A 15,211-nucleotide genomic window follows, 5' to 3' on the forward strand; every position below is an offset into this window, starting at 1 on the left:
CGGCTTTCATTCTTTTAATTAGCGTAGCAGTCTAGTTGAAAAACCCTTTTTTAAGCCAACTAAGTCTGTTTAATCGGAAAAACAAGCCTCTAAAGCTCATATCACGTCCGATGAGGGAATCTTTCCGGCTTACGTTTGTGGCAGGAATAATTCATCTGCCGCTGTCTATTGTTTGCTTTGAGCCCTAGTTTGCATTTCTTTTAAAACATTGTTTGTTTTGGGTTAAATTTAAATTTTATAAAAAGCATCTATTGTTTGTTTTGAGTTTAGCTTGTAATTCTCTATAAAACATCTATTGTTTGTTCTGAATCCCGGCCTTATTTCTGCCGGATAATTTCTAATTTCTTCTACTACAACATTTAATCTTCTAATCAATTCTACCGTTTTCTTCAAATATCATTAAATAGCTCATCTATTAGAAAGAGAAGCATCTGTTGTTTTTTTACCAAGAAAAAATGAAGAAAATTTGAAGAAAAACAAAAAAGCCTCTTCTGACTATCCAGAAGAGGCTTTTTTTATTGCAAAATAATTTCTTTCCCTCGAATTTGATAACTGATTCCACACGATCCAAAGACTTTTTCCAGTGTGGCGTTCAGGTCTTTCGTTAAGACCGTCCCGTTGTAGGTCAGCCCCTCGCATTTCTCATGTCCGACGACTGTTACTTCAAATATATGCTCAATATCTGCCACTACATTTATTAGCGGATCGTCTTCATACCCCAACACCTCGGGGAACTCCGATTCTTCTGCCTTTTTCTCTACCGGCACAATCTTGTTCTCATCGCAATGAACGCTTTCCCCGGCAAGCAATGTACGCTTACCTACAGCAGTCTCGACTTGCACACTTCCTTCCTCACAGTTGACGGTCATCTTCTTTCCTTGCTGATCGATGAGGAATTTCGTTCCCAGTACGGTTACGTCGCCGGCTTCTGTACGGACCGTGAATGTCTTGCCTTTGGTTACGTTAAAAGAGGCTTTACCCAATAGTTGCAATTTGCGCTCCCAAAGCCATGTGATATGATTGTAAGTCAGGCGGGAATTTTCCATCACCTGCACAGTACTGCCATCCGGCAATTCATAGTTCATAGCAGTGTTATCAGTCACCACCTTTTCTTCTGCCAGGAAGTAACCGCCTATCCCCAAAAGAAGGACAACTGCCGCTGCCACTCCCCATGAGAAAGAGAAACTTCTCCCCGCACCTTGCTTTCTTCTCCGGCTTAAGGCGATCTTATGGCTCTCCTCACGTTGCAACTTCAGCTTATCACCTATTTCTTTTTTACGAGAAAAGATTTCGCCAACCAGAGGAAGTTTTCCTTCTTCTAAGTATTTATCTAAAGATTCTGTCCACTTTTCCATATCTCACACCTCAATTAAAAATCCACAAATTAGCTGCTACCAACAACAAGAAAGATTTGCTCATACGCTCCCGCAAACTGGAGATAGCCATATGAGTAGTATTGTAAACCGTACGTGAAGTGAGTCCCATCACCTGGGCTATTTCTTCCGGACTCATCTTCTTATAGTACTTAAGATACAATACCTCCCGCTGTTGCTTTGTCAAATTGTTCAGCTCTTTCTGTAAAACTTCCAGCTGTTCTTTTTCTAACTCTGAACGGATAATAGCAGTTTCAATATCGATCTCCAAATCAAACTGATATTCGCTTGTGCCTACTTCATCCAGTGATTTTAATGAGCCACTATTCTCTTTTTTCAGTTCGTTCACTATCATGTGTCTCAACGAAACACATAAGTAAGCGGGTATGGATTGAGGGGCCGCGCAAGTTTCTCTTTTCTCAAAGATGTAAACAAACAACGACTGTATCGCCTCGGTTACCAAAGTCTCATCACCGGCTATCTTCATGCCATATCCATACAGTAAATCTGCATATTGCTCATAAAGCTGCCGGAATGCCTCTTCATCCCCTTGCTGAATTTTATCCCAGGATAGTGTCTTCATTTATATTCACTCATTTATATGAGATATGTTTTTCCTTTTTTTACCTGATTTTTTAGTTAAAATCAACGGAATATGTTTTAAAACTCACTTGTAAAGTGGAATTTGATGTGTTTAAAGTCCATCTGCGCCATCTGAAGTACATAACCGGAGTCTGCCAGGAACACATCGCGCCCTTCTCTATCCTTCGCCATATACTGGTATTTACGTTTCTTGAAAGCTTCCAGTTCTGCGGGATCATCGCTTTCTACCCAACAAGCCTTATAAAGGCTTACTGGTTCCCAACGACAGGACGCATTGTATTCATTCAACAAACGATACTGAATGACCTCAAATTGCAACTGCCCCACCGTACCGATAATCTTACGACCATTGAACTGATTGACAAACAGCTGTGCCACACCTTCATCCATCAACTGGTCAATGCCTTTTGCCAACTGTTTCTGTTTCATCGGGTCGGCATTCTCAATATACTTGAACATCTCCGGTGAGAAACTCGGCAATCCACGGAAATGGAGCATTTCACCTTCTGTCAGCGTATCGCCAATCTTAAAAGTACCATTATCCGGTAAACCAATAATATCTCCTGCATAAGCTTCGTCAATCGTTGTTTTACGCTGTGCCATAAACTGGGTAGGCGACGAAAAACGCATGGTCTTTCCATGACGGACGTGTGTATATGGAGCATTGCGAACAAACTTACCGGAACAAATCTTACAGAATGCCACACAAGAACGATGGTTGGGATCAATGTTGGCGGTTATCTTAAAGATGAATCCGGTAAATTTCGGTTCGTCAGGTTTCACTTCACGCTCTTCTGCCTGTACAGGACGAGGGCTGGGAGCTATCTCTACGAAACAGTTCAGCAACTCTTGCACACCGAAGTTGTTCAGCGCTGATCCAAAGAATACAGGCGCACAGTCTCCTGCCAAATAGGATTCAGAAGCAAATTCCGGATAAACACCCTCAATCAGTTCCAAATCGCCACGCAGCTTGTCTGCTAACGACTTGCCAATCTGCTGATCCAATTCTTCCGAATGAATATCGACTGCCACTTTCTCTGTTACCATCTGTTTGGATGGCTGATACAAGTCCAGTTTCTGTTCATAGATATTGTATACCCCTTTAAAACGTGCTCCCTGCTCTATCGGCCAGGACAAGGGACGAACCTGAATCATCAGTTCTTCTTCAAGTTCATCAAGCAAATCGAACGGGTCTTTTCCTTCACGGTCCATTTTGTTGACGAAGATAATTACCGGAGTCTTTCTCATACGGCACACCTCCATCAGTTTACGCGTCTGTGTTTCCACACCCTTCGCACCGTCTACAACGATGATAACACTGTCTACAGCTGTCAGTGTGCGGTATGTATCTTCGGCAAAGTCCTGGTGACCGGGAGTATCGAGAATGTTAATCTTATAGTCCCGATAGTCGAATTCCATCACGGAAGTCGTTACCGAAATACCACGTTGTTTCTCGATTTCCATCCAGTCGGACGTAGCCGTCTTTTTAATCTTATTACTCTTTACTGCGCCAGCTACCTGTATCTGACCTCCGAAAAGCAATAACTTTTCCGTCAAAGATGTCTTACCAGCATCCGGATGTGCAATAATGGCGAACGTCCGCCGTCTCAAAATTTCTGTATTATCTGCCATAGTTTTTTAGTTAGAATTATGAATTATAAAATATGAATAAGCTATGCTGGAATAACATAGCCTAGATTCATTATTCATCTTTCATAATTTTATCAATGCATTGTTTGAGGCTCTCCTCCCAATGAGGAATCTCTATATCGAACGTTGTTTTTATTTTTGTTTTATCAAGCACGGAATATGCCGGGCGGTTTGCTTTCGCGGGATATTCGGCTGTATGCAAAGGTTTCACTTTGCAGGTGGTTATTCCTGCCAGACGATGAATAGCTACCGTGAAATCATACCAGGAACAAACTCCCTCATTGCTGAAATGGTAGATACCGCGAACAATACCTTTATTAATAATAGCATAGATGGCCCGTGCCAGGTCATTGGCATACGTCGGAGTCCCGATCTGGTCGAAAACAACTCCCAGGCTGTCACGCTCTTTTCCAAGACGAAGCATCGTCTTTACGAAATTATTGCCAAAAATAGAATAGAGCCATGCGGTACGGATAACGACTGCTTGCTCGCAGTGATTCATTACCTCCTTTTCTCCTTCCAGTTTAGTGGTGCCGTATACAGAATCCGGGCAAGGATTGCAGTCTTCCGTGTATGGAGTATGCGCAGTACCGTCAAATACATAGTCAGTAGATACTTGTATCATGGCAGCACCATTGGCTTGTGCTGCACTTGCCAGTTGTTTCGGTGCTTCACAATTCAATTTGTATGCTAATTCTTGATTATCTTCAGCTGTATCTACAGCTGTATAAGCAGCACAATTAACAACAAGCTCAATCTGCTTCTCTGCCATATAAGTCCACACAGCTTGCTTGTCGCAGATGTCGAGTTCCTGCACATCTGTGAAATAATACGTATGTTGCGGGTTCTCTTTCGCAAGCACCTGCATCTCATTGCCAAGCTGACCGTTGGCACCCGTTACTAAAATTCTCATTTATTCATCCAGTTTTAATTCACCTTTACGGTCTTTATCATAATAATTTGCCAACATAGAAAGGAAACTAGTGATAGCTTCCACTGCCTTGGCAGTTCCTTCGCTGATAGACTTCTTTTGAAGACGAAGCAGGAGTACTCCATACAACGCTTCAAAACAGGTTTCCAGTTCGGGTTCATCTTTCTTGCCGTTTTTATTCCGTAATTCTACGATAAACGGTAATGCCTTGAAATAAGCAGCACTGTAAAAAGGAAATTTAGGAGAAGAGGACAATGCGTTGTGCAACTCTGTCAGATTGATAATCACGTTTTTATTAATCTGCAGATGACCCTTTTCCCGTACTCCTTCCTCGCCCATCATCGTAATCAGGTTGGTATACCATTCTCGCATGGCAGGCCGCTGTTCTTCCGGATAGCGGGCAATTACATTTGCCTCCATCTCTTCCGGTTCACAATGATTGGCACGGATCAAGTCTTCCTCTTGCCACATATATATAAGGTATTCGGCAATATTCTTCTCTTTCAGTTGTTGTGCTATCTGATTCATTATGTTATCTCTTAATAAAGTGACTCTCCCAACAAAGTATAAATCAATCCGGCAACAGATACCAGCATTACGATACTTCCTACAACACGATTCAGTATCCAGATACCACGTAAATTGAATTTAGTGCGCACCTTATTCACAAAATAAGTGATACCCAACCACCAAGTCAATGCTCCTATAGCAATTGCAAGATATCCCGTGATCTCTTCAAAGACCAGCACTCCCGGCTGCACAAAGGCAAAACGGGCAAAAAGTCCGATAAACAGGAAGATTATCAAGGGGTTGGATAGAGTGACGAAAAAGGCGGTAATAAAATTATGGAAATAAGAACCTTTGCTGGATGAAGCCGGACGAATGGATTGCACCGGATTGCTACGAAAGGTATATATACCAAAAAGGAGTAGCATGACACTCCCCAATAACTGCAGATAGAAAATATTCTTATTGATATAATCGAACACAAAACTCATCCCATAACCGGTGAGCAAAGCGTATGCTATATCGCTCAACGAGGCTCCCAGCCCCGTTACGAATCCGTACCAACGCCCTTTATTCAGAGTCCTCTGGATGCATAATACGCCCACCGGACCGAGGGGTGCGGACACAACAACGCCAATAATAAAGCCTTTCACTAATATATCGAATATGGTCTCTATCTGAATCATGTCGCAAATATCGCACTTTTTTGTGATATGGGGATAGTATATTAACGTTTTTTCCACACAAGAATCACTATATATAGCGATAATAAGTAAAACGTACATCAAAAATAAACATATTAAATAAGGTATAGGAATTTATTCTCTATTTTTTTCCTACCACCAACGAAATTGATTATCTTTGCGCCACAGAAAAAGAGAAGAGTTTCTCCTGCAGGAACTTCAATCGTAAAATCGTAAATCGTAAAATCGTAAATATACAACATGATTCTTTTTTTCAGAACCCCTTCCAAGAGCGTGATTGCCGTAGAGAGCAACCATCAGCTCACCCCTGACGAAAGTAATAAACTCTGCTGGCTTTTTGGCGAAGCCGTGATGGAAAGTGAAGAAAACCTGAAAGGCTGTTTCGTTGGCCCACGCCGCGAAATGATCACTCCCTGGAGTACAAACGCAGTAGAAATCACCCAAAACATGGGGCTCGAAGACATAAGCCGCATCGAGGAGTACTTCCCTGTTAAGGACGAAAATGCCGATTACGACCCGATGCTCCAACGCATGTACAAAGGACTCGACCAAAACGTATTCACGACAAACCGTCAGCCGGAACCAATCATCTACATTGAAGATCTCGAAGTGTACAACGAAAAAGAAGGTTTGGCTCTTTCCAAAGAAGAAATGGACTACCTGAAGAAAGTAGAAAAGGACCTCGGACGGAAGCTGACCGACTCTGAAGTATTCGGTTTCGCACAAATCAACTCCGAACACTGCCGCCACAAAATTTTCGGCGGAACGTTTATCATCGACGGTGTAGAGCAGGAATCTTCCCTGTTCCAGATGATTAAAAAGACTACACAGGAAAATCCGAATAAAATAATCTCTGCTTATAAAGATAACGTAGCCTTCGCTGAAGGTCCGGTTGTGGAACAATTTGCTCCGGCAGATCATTCAAAACCTGATTTCTTCCAAGTAAAGGACATCAAGAGTGTTATCTCACTGAAAGCGGAAACTCATAACTTCCCTACTACTGTTGAGCCATTCAATGGTGCTTCTACCGGTACCGGCGGTGAAATCCGCGACCGTATGGGTGGTGGTAAAGGTTCATGGCCGATTGCAGGTACTGCAGTCTACATGACTTCTTATCCGCGCACCGATGAAGGACGTGAATGGGAAGAAATACTTCCGGTACGCAAATGGTTGTACCAGACTCCGGAACAGATTCTTATCAAAGCATCCAACGGTGCTTCCGACTTCGGTAACAAGTTCGGCCAGCCGCTGATCTGCGGTTCGGTACTGACTTTCGAACATACAGAAAACAAAGAAGTTTATGGTTACGACAAAGTAATCATGCTTGCCGGCGGTGTGGGTTACGGCACACAACGTGACTGTCTGAAAGGCACACCGGAAGCAGGAAACAAAGTGGTGGTAATCGGTGGTGACAACTATCGTATCGGACTAGGTGGCGGTTCTGTATCTTCTGTAGATACCGGTCGTTACAGCAGTGGTATCGAGTTGAATGCCGTACAACGTGCTAATGCTGAAATGCAGAAACGTGCCAACAACGTAGTACGTGCTCTTTGTGAAGAAGAGGTGAATCCGGTGGTTTCTATCCACGATCACGGCTCTGCCGGACACGTAAACTGTCTGTCCGAACTAGTGGAAGAATGTGGTGGTTTAATCGATATGAGCAAATTGCCTATCGGCGATAAGACTTTGTCGGCAAAAGAAATCATCGCCAACGAGAGCCAGGAACGTATGGGGCTATTGATTAAAGAAGAAGCCATCGAACATGTACGTAAGATTGCCGAACGCGAACGCGCTCCGATGTACGTAGTCGGTGAAACAACCAGCGATCATCGTTTCGCCTTCCAACAGGCTGACGGTGTACGTCCGTTTGATCTTGCTGTAGAGCAGATGTTCGGTTCTTCTCCCAAGACATATATGGTAGACAAAACCGTGGAACGTCATTACGAAATGCCGAAATACGAATTGTCTAAATTACATGAATATCTGACGAATGTATTGCAGCTTGAAGCTGTAGCCTGCAAAGACTGGTTGACGAATAAGGTAGACCGTTCAGTAACAGGTAAAGTGGCTCGTCAGCAATGCCAGGGTGAACTTCAGTTACCGTTGAGTGACTGTGGTGTCGTAGCACTTGATTACCGTGGCGAAAAAGGTATCGCTACCTCTATTGGACATGCTCCGCAAGCAGCACTGGCCGATCCGGCTGCCGGCTCTATTCTTTCTGTATCCGAAGCACTGACTAATCTTGTTTGGGCTCCGATGGCGGAAGGTATGGACAGTATTTCGTTGTCTGCAAACTGGATGTGGCCTTGCCGTTCTCAAGAAGGTGAAGATGCCCGTCTGTACACGGCTGTAAAAGCATTGAGCGACTTCTGCTGCGCATTGCAAATCAATGTTCCTACCGGAAAAGACTCTTTGTCTATGACACAGAAGTATCCGAACGGTGAGAAAGTGATTTCTCCGGGAACTGTGATTGTTTCTGCCGGCGGTGAAGTTTCCGACGTGAAGAAAGTAGTATCTCCAGTATTGGTTAACAATGAAAAGACTACGCTTTATCATATTGACTTCAGCTTCGACGAACTGAAATTAGGTGGTTCGGCTTTCGCACAATCTTTGGGTAAAGTGGGCGACGAAGTACCTTGCGTACAGGATGCCGAATATTTCCGTGACGCTTTCCTTGCCGTACAGGAACTTGTAAACAAAGGATTGATCCTTGCAGGACACGATATATCTGCCGGTGGTTTAATCACGACATTGCTCGAAATGTGCTTCTCTAATATAGAAGGCGGTTTGGAAATCAGCCTCGACAAGATGAAGGAAGAGGATATCGTCAAGATTCTGTTTGCAGAAAACCCGGGTATTGTTATCCAGATCAGCGACAAGCATAAGGATGAAGTGAAGAAGATTCTGGAAGATGCAGGCGTAGGCTATATAAAGCTGGGTAAACCGACTGACGAACGCCACATTTTGGTATCTAAAGACGGTGCTACTTACCAGTTTGGTATCGATTATATGCGTGACGTATGGTATTCTTCTTCTTACCTGCTCGACCGCAAACAATCTATGAACGGTTGCGCAAAAGCACGTTTCGAAAACTATAAGATGCAACCTGTTGAATTCGCTTTCATGCCGGAATTCAAAGGTAAGCTTTCTCAATACGGTATCACTCCGGATCGTCGTACCCCAAGCGGTATCCGCGCGGCTATCATCCGTGAGAAGGGTACAAACGGTGAGCGCGAAATGGCTTACTCACTCTATTTGGCAGGTTTCGACGTAAAAGACGTTACAATGACCGACCTCATCAGCGGACGCGAAACACTGGAAGACGTAAACATGATTGTTTACTGCGGTGGTTTCTCTAATTCCGATGTTTTGGGTTCTGCTAAAGGATGGGCAGGCGCATTCTTGTTCAACCCGAAAGCTAAGGAAGCATTGGATAAATATTATGCACGCGAAGATACATTGTCATTAGGTGTCTGCAACGGTTGCCAGTTGATGATGGAACTCGACCTTATCAACCCGGAACTGAAGAAGAAAGGCAAGATGTTGCATAACAATTCGCACAAGTTCGAATCACGCTTCCTCGGCCTTACTATCCCGACCAACCGCAGTGTGATGTTCGGCTCTTTGAGCGGAAGCAAACTGGGTATCTGGGTAGCTCACGGAGAAGGAAAATTCTCTTTGCCGTATGACGAAGACAAATACAATGTAGTAGCGAAGTATAGCTATGATGAATATCCGGGCAACCCGAACGGTTCCGATTATTCTATCGCAGCATTGGCTAGTGCAGACGGACGCCATCTGGCTATCATGCCTCACTTGGAACGTTCTATCTTCCCATGGCAAAACGGTTGTTATCCGGCAGACCGCAAGAACAACGATCAGGTTACTCCATGGATAGAAGCGTTTGTCAACGCTCGCAAATGGGTGGAAGCAAAAATGAAATAAATCATTTCTATATTTACAGAGGCTGGTACATTTTAAAGTGCCAGCCTCTTGTTTCACACAACTTTTCGCTCTACTGAAAGCCCCTTTACAGATACCAAAATTCCGAAAACAAACAATATGTATAAATACCTATAAAATAGTCTGTTTTCTTTCATTTTAAGAACGCTGTTATCTTTCTTCAAAATTTTGTAATATCGGAAAATCTTCTTAATTTTGTCAAACTTTCCCCCTCATTAAAGATTCAATAACCCTTAAAAGTCCTATTTGTATGAAAAAATGGCTTTTTCTAATCTTATTGTTTCCTCTAACTTGTGTCGCACAGACGTATCGATATATTGGAGTGGAGGATGGGTTAAGTAACCGGCGGGTTTACTGCATTCAAAAAGATAAAACCGGCTACATGTGGTTCCTTACACACGAAGGTATTGATCGATACAACGGAAAAGACTTTAAACGATATAAGTTAATGGATGGTGACGTAGAAGTGAACTCTCTGTTAAATCTGAATTGGCTTTATATCGACCAAGAAGGAGTTTTATGGGAAATCGGAAAGAAAGGTAAAGTATTCCGGTATGACCAGATTCACGACTGTTTCAATCTTGTATATAAGTTACCGATGGAAAGCTTCAGTGAACAACCGGATCCGATCACCTATGCCTGGCTTGACGAAAACAAACATATCTGGCTATGTAATAAGGATACAATCTTCCTCTACAACACGGAGACCCAACTGGTTACCCATATAAGGAACGATATCAGTGAAGAGATCACAGATATTGAACAGATAGACGAGTCGCATTTCTTCATCGGCACAGAAATGGGTATTCATTACGCCAAGTTGGAAAATAACGCATTGGAACTTATCAATTGCGATAAGCTGGAGAGCCTGAAAGCCCAGATTATCGATTTATATTTCGACAAAAAGATTCGTAAACTATTCATCGGAACTTTTCTACGGGGAATCATGATTTACGATATGAATACCAAATCTGTTATACGTCCGGAACAGAATTTGAAAGATATTAGTATCACACGATTCAGACCATTAAATGATAAGGAATTACTGATAGCAACCGACGGTGGAGGAGTACACAAAATAGATGTAGACACTTATCAGATAACACCTGAAATTGTGGCTGATTACAACAGTAACAATGGCATGAACGGTAACAGTATCAATGACATCTTTGTAGATGATGAAGAACGGGTATGGCTGGCTAATTATCCCATCGGAATCACCATACAAAACAACCGTTATACCGGCTACAAATGGATCAAACACTCCATTGGCAATAAACAGTCTTTAATCAACGATCAGGTGAACGCCATTATCGAAGACAGAGACGGAGATTTATGGTTCGCAACGAACAATGGTATCAGTTTCCTCAATTCAAAGACCGGACAATGGCGTTCGGTGCTTAGCTCTTTTGAAGAATCGCAAGGTAATAAAAGCCATATCTTTCTTACCGTATGCGAAGTAGCTCCCGGAATAATCTGGGCAGGTGGGTACTCTTCCGGTGCTTACCAGATAGATAAAAAGACGTTCAGTGTCAGCTATTTCATGCCGCCCTTGTACACTCACAGTAACAAGCGGCCGGATAAATATATACGTGATATCCGTACAGATATGCAGGGCTATATCTGGTCCGGAGGGTTCTATAACCTCAAGCGCATCAATCTAAAAACGCAGGACGTACGGTTTTATGACGGATTAAATTCCATTACCGCCATTGTTGAGAAGGATGAAAAAAGCATGTGGATCGGTAGTGCTGCCGGCCTGTGCCTTTTAGATAAAGAATCCGGGAAATTTGAACGTATCAAACTTCCGGTAGAATCGAGCTATATTTACTCTTTATATCAAGCAAAAAATGGTTCATTATATATAGGTACCAGCAGGTCGGGACTATTGATTTACGATGTCAACAAAAAACTGTTCACTCATTACCACTCTGAAAACTGTGCTTTAATATCCAATAATATCTACACTATATTATCGGATGCGGACAAAGACATCATAATGAGTACAGAAAGCGGACTGACAAGTTTCTATCCCGAAGAAAAGAAATTCCATAACTGGACCAAAGATATGGGACTAATGACCACCCATTTCAATGCGCTGTCGGGTGTGTTACGAAAAAATAAAAAATTCATTTTTGGTAGTTCGGACGGAGCCGTAGAGTTTGACAAGGACATGAAATTACCCAGAGGTTATTCCTCTAAAATGATTTTCAGCGATTTCAAGCTTTTCTATCAGACAATCTATCCGGATGATGAAGATTCTCCGTTAAGAACAAGCATCAATGAAACAAAGGAACTGAAGTTAAAATACAATCAGAATATTTTCTCTTTGCAGGTTTCTTCCATCAATTATGACTATCCTTCCAACATCATTTATTCTTGGAGGCTAGAAGGTTTTTATGATGAATGGAGCAAACCCGGAACCGAAAATACGATTCGTTACACCAATCTTGCGCCGGGCAAATATACGTTAAGAGTACGCGCCATCTCCAACGAAGACAAACGCATCGTACTTGAAGAAAGAAGTATGGACATTGTTATCGCCCAACCTTTTTGGCTGACAATCTGGGCTATGCTGCTTTATGCGGCTTTCCTTTGTCTCATTGCCATCATTCTATTACGTAACTTGATTTTAAGAAAGCAGCGTAAAGTCTCCGATGAGAAAATACACTTCTTTATCAATACGGCACATGATATCCGTACCCCATTGACGCTTATCAAAGCACCTTTGGAAGAACTACGCGAGAAAGAGGAGTTGAGTAAAGAAGGTATTTCGAACATGAATACGGCATTACGAAACGTAAATGCCCTATTACGTCTTACCACCAATCTTATCAACTTTGAAAGAGCGGACGTATATTCTTCCGAATTATATATTTCAGAGCATGAGCTAAACACGTTTATGAATGAAATATTCAACGCGTTCCAGCAGTACGCCAACATCAAACATATCAACTTCACTTATGAAAGTAATTTCAGGTATATGAACGTATGGTTTGATAAAGAAAAGATGGAATCTATCTTTAAGAACATCATTTCGAACGCACTGAAATATACTCCGGAAAATGGAAATGTACAGGTTTTCGTTTCAGAAACATCTGACTCATGGAGCGTGGAAGTCAGAGACACAGGAATCGGCATCCCGGCCAATGAACAAAAGAAATTGTTCAAACTTCATTTCCGTGGCAGCAATGCTATTAATTCCAAAGTAACAGGAAGTGGTATCGGACTGATGCTTGTATGGAAGCTAGTCCGCCTGCATAAAGGAAAGATTAATCTGTCAAGCATCGAAAACCAGGGATCGGTTATCAAAATAACATTCCCTAAAGACAGCAAGCGCTTCCGGAAAGCACATCTGGCAACTCCGAGCAAACAGCGTATAGAAAATACGATTGATAACGTTCCGCCTCCATCACCTGAAATTTACGAAAATGCACAAAAGAAAGAGAACATTAATCATCGTCGCATCTTGATTGTGGAAGATAATGATGAGTTGCGCAACTATCTGTCGCAAACGTTATCCGAGGAGTATTTCGTACAGGTTTGCTCCAATGGAAAAGAAGCATTGACGATTATTCCCGAGTACAAACCAGAGCTGGTTATTTCAGACATTATGATGCCTGAAATGCGGGGGGATGAATTATGCCAAGCTATCAAGAATAATATCGAAACCTCCCACATTCCTGTTATCCTGCTGACTGCTTTGAATAATGAGAAAGATATTCTCTCGGGACTTCAGATTGGTGCGGATGAATACGTTGTGAAGCCATTCAATATTGGTATATTGAAAGCTAATGTTGCCAATCTGCTGGCTAACCGTGCACTATTGCGCAGCAAATTCGCAAATTTAGATCTGAATGATGAGGAAAATGATGAAGACTGCATCAACTGTTCGCAAGACATTGACTGGAAATTCATAGCAAACGTCAAAAAGAACGTGGAAGATAACATTGACAATCCTGCTCTCACGGTAGATGTATTATGCAGCCTGATGGGAATGAGTCGCACAAGTTTTTACAATAAATTAAGGGCATTAACCGATCAGGCACCGGGAGATTATATCCGGCTGATTCGTCTGAAACGTGCCGTACAATTACTAAAAGAAGACACACATAGCATAACAGAAATTGCAGAAATGACGGGATTCAGTGACGCCAAGTACTTCCGCGAAGTGTTTAAGAAGCATTTTAATGTGAGCCCCAGTCAGTATGGCAAAGAGAAAAAAACAGCTAGTAAGGAAGGAGGAGAAAAGAAAGAATGAACATTTATCTCGAAGCATTTGGAATCTTTTTTAAAATAGGCGCCTTTACCATTGGAGGAGGGTATGCAATGGTGCCACTGATTGAAAATGAAATTGTCACCAAACGGAAATGGATTGCGCAGGAAGATTTTATCGATCTGTTGGCTATCTCCCAATCCGCACCGGGAATTTTGGCAGTCAATATTTCTATCTTCATAGGATATAAGCTGCGTGGAATCCGGGGAAGTATTATCACAGCATTGGGAACAATTTTGCCGTCTTTCATTATTATATTGGCTATCGCCCTGTTCTTTCATAGTTTCAAAGACAATCCGATCGTGGAACGCATCTTTAAGGGAATCCGCCCGGCAGTGGTAGCACTCATTGCCGCACCGACTTTTACTATGGGGCGATCGGCCAAAATCAACCGCTATAATCTGTGGATTCCGGTTGTTTCGGCATTATTAATCTGGCTGTTGGGCTTCTCCCCTATCTGGATTATTATTGCGGCCGGTGTAGGAGGTTTCCTATGGGGGAAATTTAGAAAAGTTGAGAGTTGAGAATGGAGAGTTGAGAAGGCACGGATTAACGCTGTTGTTTTACAGATTCATAATTCTAAAAACCGTGAAATCCGTGGAATCCGTGCCTAAAATTATTATATAATAAATTATTAATCACATGATTTACCTACAGTTATTCTATACATTTTTCAAGATCGGGCTCTTTGGCTTCGGTGGCGGTTATGCCATGCTTTCTATGATTCAGGGCGAGGTCGTGACTCGCTACGGATGGGTAAGTTCGCAGGAGTTTACTGATATTGTCGCAATTAGTCAGATGACACCAGGACCTATTGGTATTAATGCAGCTACTTATGTAGGGTTTACTTCTACGGGGAGCGTTTGGGGTTCCGTCATTGCGACATTCGCAGTGGTCCTTCCCTCTTTTATCTTGATGCTGACCATCAGTAAGTTCTTCCTGAAATACCAGAAACACCCCGTAGTAGAATCTATTTTCAATGGATTACGCCCGGCAGTAGTCGGATTACTCGCTTCCGCCGCGTTGGTACTAATGAATGTAGAAAACTTCGGTTCGCCTACTGAAGACACTTACTCATTCGTTATCAGTATCATTATCTTCCTGATTGCTTTCATCGGAACAAGAAAATATAAAGCCAATCCGATATTAATGATTATCGCCTGTGGTATTGCAGGGTTGCTGCTCTATTAATAACGAGCGGCTG

General features: G+C 42.4%; 10 protein-coding genes. 4 read left to right on the forward strand and 6 right to left on the reverse strand.

Annotated elements, in window-relative coordinates:
* Positions 1-515: 515 nt before the first annotated feature.
* The 6 genes from AB5217_RS21360 to AB5217_RS21385 all read right to left on the reverse strand — a co-directional run bounded on the left by AB5217_RS21360 (position 516) and on the right by AB5217_RS21385 (position 5,750).
* Positions 516-1,355 (reverse strand): FecR family protein, encoded by an 840-nt coding sequence (locus AB5217_RS21360; RefSeq protein WP_004304423.1) that lies wholly within the window; start codon positions 1,353-1,355, stop codon positions 516-518.
* Between the two features lie 10 nt (positions 1,356-1,365).
* Positions 1,366-1,956, reverse strand: a complete 591-nt coding sequence (locus tag AB5217_RS21365) for an RNA polymerase sigma factor (RefSeq protein WP_032843816.1) — start codon at positions 1,954-1,956, stop codon at positions 1,366-1,368.
* A gap of 77 nt (positions 1,957-2,033) precedes the next feature.
* Positions 2,034-3,608: a peptide chain release factor 3 gene (locus AB5217_RS21370; RefSeq protein ID WP_032843818.1), complete on the reverse strand. Its 1,575-nt coding sequence runs from the start codon at positions 3,606-3,608 to the stop codon at positions 2,034-2,036.
* Between the two features lie 70 nt (positions 3,609-3,678).
* The gene (rfbD, locus tag AB5217_RS21375) at positions 3,679-4,539 is read right to left on the reverse strand and encodes a dTDP-4-dehydrorhamnose reductase (RefSeq protein ID WP_032843820.1); all 861 of its coding nucleotides are present in this window, start codon (positions 4,537-4,539) and stop codon (positions 3,679-3,681) included.
* The gene (locus AB5217_RS21380) at positions 4,540-5,085 is read right to left on the reverse strand and encodes a DUF4924 family protein (protein ID WP_008651846.1); all 546 of its coding nucleotides are present in this window, start codon (positions 5,083-5,085) and stop codon (positions 4,540-4,542) included.
* 11 nt (positions 5,086-5,096) lie between these two features.
* Positions 5,097-5,750 (reverse strand): LysE family translocator, encoded by a 654-nt coding sequence (locus tag AB5217_RS21385; protein WP_004314184.1) that lies wholly within the window; start codon positions 5,748-5,750, stop codon positions 5,097-5,099.
* A gap of 258 nt (positions 5,751-6,008) precedes the next feature.
* On the opposite strand from AB5217_RS21385, the gene purL reads away from it, so the two are divergent.
* The 4 genes from purL to AB5217_RS21405 all read left to right on the forward strand — a co-directional run bounded on the left by purL (position 6,009) and on the right by AB5217_RS21405 (position 15,198).
* Positions 6,009-9,713 carry a phosphoribosylformylglycinamidine synthase gene (gene purL, locus AB5217_RS21390; protein ID WP_368112676.1) on the forward strand — a complete coding sequence of 1,235 codons (3,705 nt, stop codon included), beginning with the start codon at positions 6,009-6,011 and terminating at the stop codon, positions 9,711-9,713.
* A 268-nt stretch (positions 9,714-9,981) separates the two neighbouring features.
* Positions 9,982-13,992: a response regulator gene (locus tag AB5217_RS21395; protein ID WP_032843824.1), complete on the forward strand. Its 4,011-nt coding sequence runs from the start codon at positions 9,982-9,984 to the stop codon at positions 13,990-13,992.
* Positions 13,989-14,531: a chromate transporter gene (locus AB5217_RS21400; RefSeq protein ID WP_004327029.1), complete on the forward strand. Its 543-nt coding sequence runs from the start codon at positions 13,989-13,991 to the stop codon at positions 14,529-14,531. The genes AB5217_RS21395 and AB5217_RS21400 overlap by 4 nt, the downstream gene beginning before the upstream one ends.
* Positions 14,532-14,649: 118 nt before the next feature.
* The gene (locus AB5217_RS21405; protein ID WP_022200064.1) at positions 14,650-15,198 is read left to right on the forward strand and encodes a chromate transporter; all 549 of its coding nucleotides are present in this window, start codon (positions 14,650-14,652) and stop codon (positions 15,196-15,198) included.
* Positions 15,199-15,211: the final 13 nt, after the last annotated feature.

Origin of the sequence: Bacteroides sp. MSSM.1001136sp1_RTP21357st2_D2_RTP21359_211015 (genome assembly GCF_040913205.1) — a bacterium.
Taxonomy (GTDB): Bacteria; Bacteroidota; Bacteroidia; order Bacteroidales; family Bacteroidaceae; genus Bacteroides; species Bacteroides ovatus.

Bases quoted from the DNA above. Each gene is read 5' to 3' on its own strand.
- AB5217_RS21370 (WP_032843818.1), bottom strand. From the start codon at position 3,608: ATGGCAGATAATACAGAAATTTTGAGACGGCGGACGTTCGCCATTATT.
- AB5217_RS21385 (WP_004314184.1), bottom strand. From the start codon at position 5,750: ATGATTCAGATAGAGACCATATTCGATATATTAGTGAAAGGCTTTATT.
- AB5217_RS21380 (WP_008651846.1), bottom strand. From the start codon at position 5,085: ATGAATCAGATAGCACAACAACTGAAAGAGAAGAATATTGCCGAATAC.
- AB5217_RS21395 (WP_032843824.1), top strand. From the start codon at position 9,982: ATGAAAAAATGGCTTTTTCTAATCTTATTGTTTCCTCTAACTTGTGTC.
- AB5217_RS21360 (WP_004304423.1), bottom strand. From the start codon at position 1,355: ATGGAAAAGTGGACAGAATCTTTAGATAAATACTTAGAAGAAGGAAAA.
- AB5217_RS21405 (WP_022200064.1), top strand. From the start codon at position 14,650: ATGATTTACCTACAGTTATTCTATACATTTTTCAAGATCGGGCTCTTT.
- purL (WP_368112676.1), top strand. From the start codon at position 6,009: ATGATTCTTTTTTTCAGAACCCCTTCCAAGAGCGTGATTGCCGTAGAG.
- AB5217_RS21365 (WP_032843816.1), bottom strand. From the start codon at position 1,956: ATGAAGACACTATCCTGGGATAAAATTCAGCAAGGGGATGAAGAGGCA.
- rfbD (WP_032843820.1), bottom strand. From the start codon at position 4,539: ATGAGAATTTTAGTAACGGGTGCCAACGGTCAGCTTGGCAATGAGATG.
- AB5217_RS21400 (WP_004327029.1), top strand. From the start codon at position 13,989: ATGAACATTTATCTCGAAGCATTTGGAATCTTTTTTAAAATAGGCGCC.